This window comes from Psychrobacillus sp. (genome assembly GCF_056205495.1).
This window is the reverse complement of record NZ_JBAEAP010000497.1, coordinates 1-5,885: the sequence shown is the minus strand read 5'-3', so window position 1 is coordinate 5,885 and position 5,885 is coordinate 1. Positions and strand designations below refer to the sequence as shown.

Sequence of the window (5,885 nt, the reverse complement as noted above, 5' to 3'; positions counted from 1 at the left end):
TAAATATATAAAAAATTTATATTGCGCTTGTAATCATCCTGTAATAGACTTTACAAAAGGAATCAAATAACAGAAAAGTTTTAATCTTTAATTATTTGGAAATATACCAGACCGAACATAAAGTTGCGTGAGAGGAGAATTAGTTTGAACAACTCAGAACAGCTATTAACCATAAACAATTTACATACCGGATTCAGAATAAAAGATACATATTATGATGCCGTGGATGGGGTATCCATTTCGCTAAAGAGAAATGAAATTCTGGCAATCGTAGGAGAATCAGGTTGTGGGAAATCTACTTTAGCAACGTCCATTATTGGGTTACATGACCACAACAAAACAAGAGTAGAAGGCGAAATTATATACAATGGTATCAATCTTGCTAAATTGAATGACGAAAACTTTAATGCTGTTCGAGGAGAAGAAATAGGGATGATTTTCCAAGATCCCTTATCTGCATTAAACCCGTTGATGAAGATTCAAGACCAAATTGAAGAAAGCCTTGCCTTTCATACAAAGTTGAGTAAGTCTGCAAGAAAAAAAAGAGTATTAGAGTTATTAAAACAAGTAGGTATCCCAAATCCAGAGCGAACAGCAAAACAATTCCCACATCAATTGTCTGGAGGTATGAGACAGCGAGTTATCATAGCGATTGCAATCTCTTGTAAGCCTAAAGTAATCATTGCAGATGAACCAACTACTGCATTGGACGTAACAATTCAAGCTCAAATACTTGATCTACTAATTGACCTTCAAAAAGAAACAGGTTCGGGAATTATATTAATAACACATGACTTAGGCGTGGTAGCTGAAGTAGCCGACAGGGTTGCAGTAATGTACGCAGGACAAATTATTGAAGAGGCTCCTGTAGAGGAACTATTTTCCAATCCATTACACCCTTATACACGTTCATTATTTAACTCTATTCCACAGATGAATAGTGAGAATGATAGGCTTGAAGTTATTCAAGGAATTGTACCTTCTTTAGCCAAATTGCCTCGAGAAGGATGTAGATTTTCTGCCAGAATCCCTTGGATCAGTGAAGAGACACATGAAAAAAATCCAGTATTGCATGAAGTTTCTCCAGGACACCTTGTCAGATGCACATGTTGGCAGCATTTTCATTTTGAGGGTGAGAAAGGGGAAGTAACCAATGAGTTTTATGCAAATTAAGGACTTACATGTTCATTATCCTATAAGAGGTGGATTTTTTAATACAGTGGTTGATCGTGTGCATGCAGTAGATGGAATCTCGTTAGAAATTGAAAAAGGGAAAACGTATGGTTTAGTAGGAGAATCTGGCTGTGGGAAGTCTACTACTGGTAAATCAATTATTGGACTTGAAAAAATAACATCTGGACAAATCATATACGAAGGACAGGATGTTACAAATAGCCGTCGTAGTCCTTCTTCTGCCTATAATCGAGATATTCAAATGATATTTCAAGACGCCCATTCAAGTTTAAATCCTAGAAAACGAGTTCAAGATATCATAGCAGAACCTATTAGAAACTTTTTGAAACTGTCTCCTACCGAAGAAAAAAGAAAAATCAATGAACTGTTAGAAATAGTGGGAATGAGCGAGGATGTAAAGGTAAAGTATCCTCATGAGTTTTCAGGCGGTCAGAAACAAAGAATTGGCATTGCTCGTGCTATTGCAACAAATCCTAAATTGATCATTGCAGATGAACCAGTATCGGCACTAGATTTATCAGTTCAAGCACAAGTGTTAAATTTTATGAAAGATATACAAAGAGAATTAGGATTAAGTTACTTATTTATATCCCACGATTTGGGTGTAGTTAAACATATGTGTGATGAAATTTCTATTATGTACAAAGGTAAATTTGTAGAAACTGGCAGTAGGCAAGATATTTATACAAATCCTCAACATATCTATACAAGAAGATTACTGTCGGCTATACCTGACGTAAATCCAAAAGGTAGAGAAGCTAGAAAAAGAGAAAGAATTGAAGTAGAAAAAAATTACGTAACTGATCATCAGAAATACTTTGATAAGGATGGGAAAGTATTAGATTTAATACCAATCTCAACTACTCATCAAGTAGCAATGGCCACTAGAAACAAGGAGGTCATGTAATATGTGGAAAACAATATTAAGAAGAGTTTTAGCCATGATTCCACAGCTTTTTGTCTTAAGCCTACTAATATTTATATTAGCTAAGCAAATGCCTGGAGATCCATTCACTGGTTTAATAACTCCAGAATCCGATCCTAATCGTTTAGAAGAAATGAGAGTGTTAGCAGGATTTTATGATCCTTGGTATGTACAATACTACAATTGGATTACGAATGCAATTCAAGGAGATTTTGGTAAGAGTTATACGTATAGTATGCCTGTTGCGGATTTAATAGGATTTCGAGCGATGAACACACTGTGGCTATCCTTGCTCAGCGTTGTTCTTCTATACTTAATAGCTATTCCGTTAGGAGTATTAGCGGGTCGCTTTCAAGATACATTCCTAGATAAAACAATCGTACTATACTCTTTTGTGACCTACGCTATCCCAACATTCGTACTTGGTTTACTAGCATTATTCTTTTTCGGTTATCATCTTGGATGGTTTCCAACAGCAGGTACGGTGGACATAAAGTACGAGGAAGGCACCCTTGGGTATGTATGGAACCGAATTTATCATATGCTATTGCCTGCAATGACCTATGCGATCCTTGGAACTACCGCAGTAATTCAGTACCTAAGATCTGAAATTATAGATGCAAAATCGATGGATTATGTTCGTACAGCAAGAAGTAAGGGAATTCCTATTAAAAAAGTATACAGTAGACATATTTTCCGAAACTCATTATTGCCAATTGCAGCTTTTCTAGGGTTTACAATTACTGGGTTACTAGGCGGCTCCATATTTATAGAAACCATTTTTGGATATCAAGGCATGGGGCAATTGTTTATGCAGTCTATATCCTCCAGGGATTATAGCGTTATTACAGCTTTAGTATTGCTGTTTGGCTTCTTAACTTTATTAGGTAGTCTATTGTCTGATATCATCATGAGCATTGTAGATCCACGTATTAGAATAGATTGACCAAAATATAAGGTTAAGGAGAGAGTATGATGAGTGAACAAATACTTAATACAGAAATTCTAGAAAAAAACACACAAAGCTCTCCGCCTACAGGTTTTCAAGTATTAGTGAGAGAGTTTAAAAAAGATAAGTTAGCAATGTTCTCGTTATTTTGTTTAGTCATTGGGATAGTAGCTATCTATATCTCAGCCGCGATGATCAATCAAGAAGAATTAATGAATGTAAGTTTAAGAGACAAATTTTCAGAACCTGGCGAAAAGTTTATTCTGGGAGCTGATCAGGGTGGGCGTTCCATTTTAGGACAGTTAATCATCGGAGCTAGAAACTCCATTACTATAGCTTTATCGGTGACAATTATTACAGGTATTGTAGGTGTGGCCATTGGTATGATTACAGGCTACTTTGGTGGTTTAATCGACAATATATTTATGAGAATTATTGACTTTTTCATCACTATTCCAACTTTGATGATCATCATTGTGTTTGTAACAATTATTCCAAAATACTCTATATTTGAGTTCGTTCTTATTATGAGTACTTTTTTATGGGTGTCAACGGCCCGACTGGTTAGAAGTAAGTCATTAACCGAGAGTAGAAGAGATTATATAAATGCTTCTAAAACATTAGGAACTGGCAATGGCAGAATTATCTTTACAGGTGTTATGCCTAATCTTAGCTCTATTCTAATAGTTGAACTGACTTTAAGTTTTGCAGGAAATGTAGGTTTAGAAACAGGATTATCTTATTTAGGTTTTGGATTACCGCAATCTGTACCTAGTTTGGGAACTCTTGTGAGTTACGCGAATAATCCGTTAATTTTAGAGGACAAATGGTGGGTATGGCTACCAGCTTCCTTGCTAATTTTGTTATTAATGCTTTCCATCAATTATGTAGGGCAAGCGCTACGTCGCTCGGCAGACGCAAGACAAAGGCAAGGATAATGAAGATGGTATTAAACGATTTCGTTTGATATATAAAGATATATAAAAAGGAGGAAAAAGGATGAATAAGAAGCTTTGGACATTATTAGCTGTACTAATAGCATTTATGCTTGTGTTAGGCGCATGTAACAACGAAGAAGAATCATCAGGTTCAAATACTGAAGGAACAACAGAGCCAGCAAAGACTGAGGAAGATAAGGATAAAGAAGAAGATAAAGAGGAAGAACCTGCTGCAGAAGAAGGTTCATCTGAATTCGCTCAAAAAGTAGAGCATGAGGGCGAAGCAATTGACGGAGGTATCTTGAAAGTAGCTTTAGGAACAGATACTCCTTTTGAAGGCATTTTCTCTCTAGTATTATATCAAAATGGTGTAGATGCAGATATTTTAGATTACGCAAGTAATTCCATTTTCTCTGTAGATGGTGACTTTCTAATTGATGACAGAGGTATTGCTACACTTGAAGCAGACCCTACAACAAACAAAGCAACGATTAAAATTCGTGAAGGTGTAAAATGGTCAGATGGCGAGCCTTTGAAAATTGAAGATGTTATGCTTCCATATTTAATCATTGGTCACCCAGACTACCAAGGTATTCGTTATGACGGAGATTTTAAAAACATTATTGGTGCAGAAGAGTATAATGCAGGAACTGCAGATACAATTTCTGGATTGAAAAAAGTTGACGAAACTACATTAGAAATTTCCTTTAAAAAATTATCTCCAGCAATTTATTCAGGTGGAGACGGGTTATGGAGTTCTGCTGAACCAAGCCATATTTTGAAAGACATTCCAGTAGGTCAATTGTTAGAATCGGACCCAGTTCGTAAAAATCCATTATCTTTAGGTGCATTTAAATTTGAAAAAATTATTCCTGGTGAATCTGTTCAATTCGTAAAAAATGAACATTACTTTAAAGGAGAGCCTAAGTTGGATGGAGTACTTTTAAAGGTAGTACCTTCTAGCTCAATCTCTAAAGCGTTAGAAACTGGTGAATACCATATGACAGCTGGATCATTACCAGCAACGAAATATGCGGAAGTAAAAGAATTTAAAAATGCTTCTATACTTGTACAACCAGAACTTTCTTATTCTTACCTTGGGTTTAAATTAGGGAAATTTGACACTAAAGCTAAATTAAGTACGATGGATCCAAATGCGAAGATGGCAAATCTAAACTTACGTATGGCAATGGGATATGCTTTAGATGTAGAGTCTGTAAATGAAGCATATTATGATAATTTACGTACTCGTGCTACTGGTTTAATACCACCAGCATTTGCTTCTTTCTATGATGATACTTTAGAAGGGCTTAAGTATGATCCAGCAAAAGCAGAGCAATTATTAGACGAAGCTGGTTATAAAGATATCGATGGAGACGGATTCCGTGAAACTCCAGAAGGCGAAAAATTAGAGATTAATTATGCTGGTATGTCAGGTGATGTTACAGCTGAAGAAATGGCAGCGTATTGGATCCAAAACTGGAGAGACGTTGGTCTGAAAGTTGTATTAACATCTGGACGTTTAATCGAAATGAACTCCTTCTATGATAAAGTAGAAGCAGATGATCCTGAAATTGATATTTACATGGGAGCATGGGGAACTGGTACAAACCCATCACCTCTAGGATTATACGGAAAAGACTCAGCATTTAACTATAGCCGTTTTACTTCACCTGAATTAGATGAATTATTAACAGCTATCGATTCACCGGATGCATTTGACTCTGCAAAACGTGCGCAAGCATCCCGTGATTTCCAAGTATACATGTCAGAGCAAGTTCCAGTAATTCCTACTCAATTCCGTAGCGCAATTTATGTTGTAAACAAAGCAGTGAAAAACTATGATGTAACTTATGGAACTGACTTTGGATTACATGAA

At 36.1% G+C, this 5,885-nt stretch carries 5 protein-coding genes; all 5 read left to right on the top strand.

Annotated features, from left to right (window positions below; translation table 11 throughout):
* Positions 1–144: 144 nt before the first annotated feature.
* Positions 145–1,173: an ABC transporter ATP-binding protein gene (locus tag AC06OU_RS14215; RefSeq protein WP_475856649.1), complete on the top strand. Its 1,029-nt coding sequence runs from the start codon at positions 145–147 to the stop codon at positions 1,171–1,173.
* Positions 1,154–2,101, top strand: coding sequence for an ABC transporter ATP-binding protein (locus AC06OU_RS14210; RefSeq protein ID WP_475856647.1), 948 nt, complete (start codon positions 1,154–1,156; stop codon positions 2,099–2,101). The genes AC06OU_RS14215 and AC06OU_RS14210 overlap by 20 nt, the downstream gene beginning before the upstream one ends.
* 1 nt (position 2,102) lies before the next feature.
* Positions 2,103–3,065 carry an oligopeptide ABC transporter permease gene (gene opp4B, locus AC06OU_RS14205; RefSeq protein ID WP_342566914.1) on the top strand — a complete coding sequence of 321 codons (963 nt, stop codon included), beginning with the start codon at positions 2,103–2,105 and terminating at the stop codon, positions 3,063–3,065.
* A 29-nt stretch (positions 3,066–3,094) separates the two neighbouring features.
* Positions 3,095–4,006: an ABC transporter permease gene (locus AC06OU_RS14200; protein WP_169361207.1), complete on the top strand. Its 912-nt coding sequence runs from the start codon at positions 3,095–3,097 to the stop codon at positions 4,004–4,006.
* A 61-nt stretch (positions 4,007–4,067) separates the two neighbouring features.
* Positions 4,068–5,885 (top strand): oligopeptide ABC transporter substrate-binding protein (locus AC06OU_RS14195; RefSeq protein ID WP_475856644.1); only part of this gene is annotated, 1,818 nt, incomplete at its 3' end.

Excerpts from the sequence above, each read along its gene's own strand:
- AC06OU_RS14210 (WP_475856647.1), top strand. The coding sequence starts at position 1,154 with ATGAGTTTTATGCAAATTAAGGACTTACATGTTCATTATCCTATAAGA.
- opp4B (WP_342566914.1), top strand. The coding sequence starts at position 2,103 with ATGTGGAAAACAATATTAAGAAGAGTTTTAGCCATGATTCCACAGCTT.
- AC06OU_RS14200 (WP_169361207.1), top strand. The coding sequence starts at position 3,095 with ATGAGTGAACAAATACTTAATACAGAAATTCTAGAAAAAAACACACAA.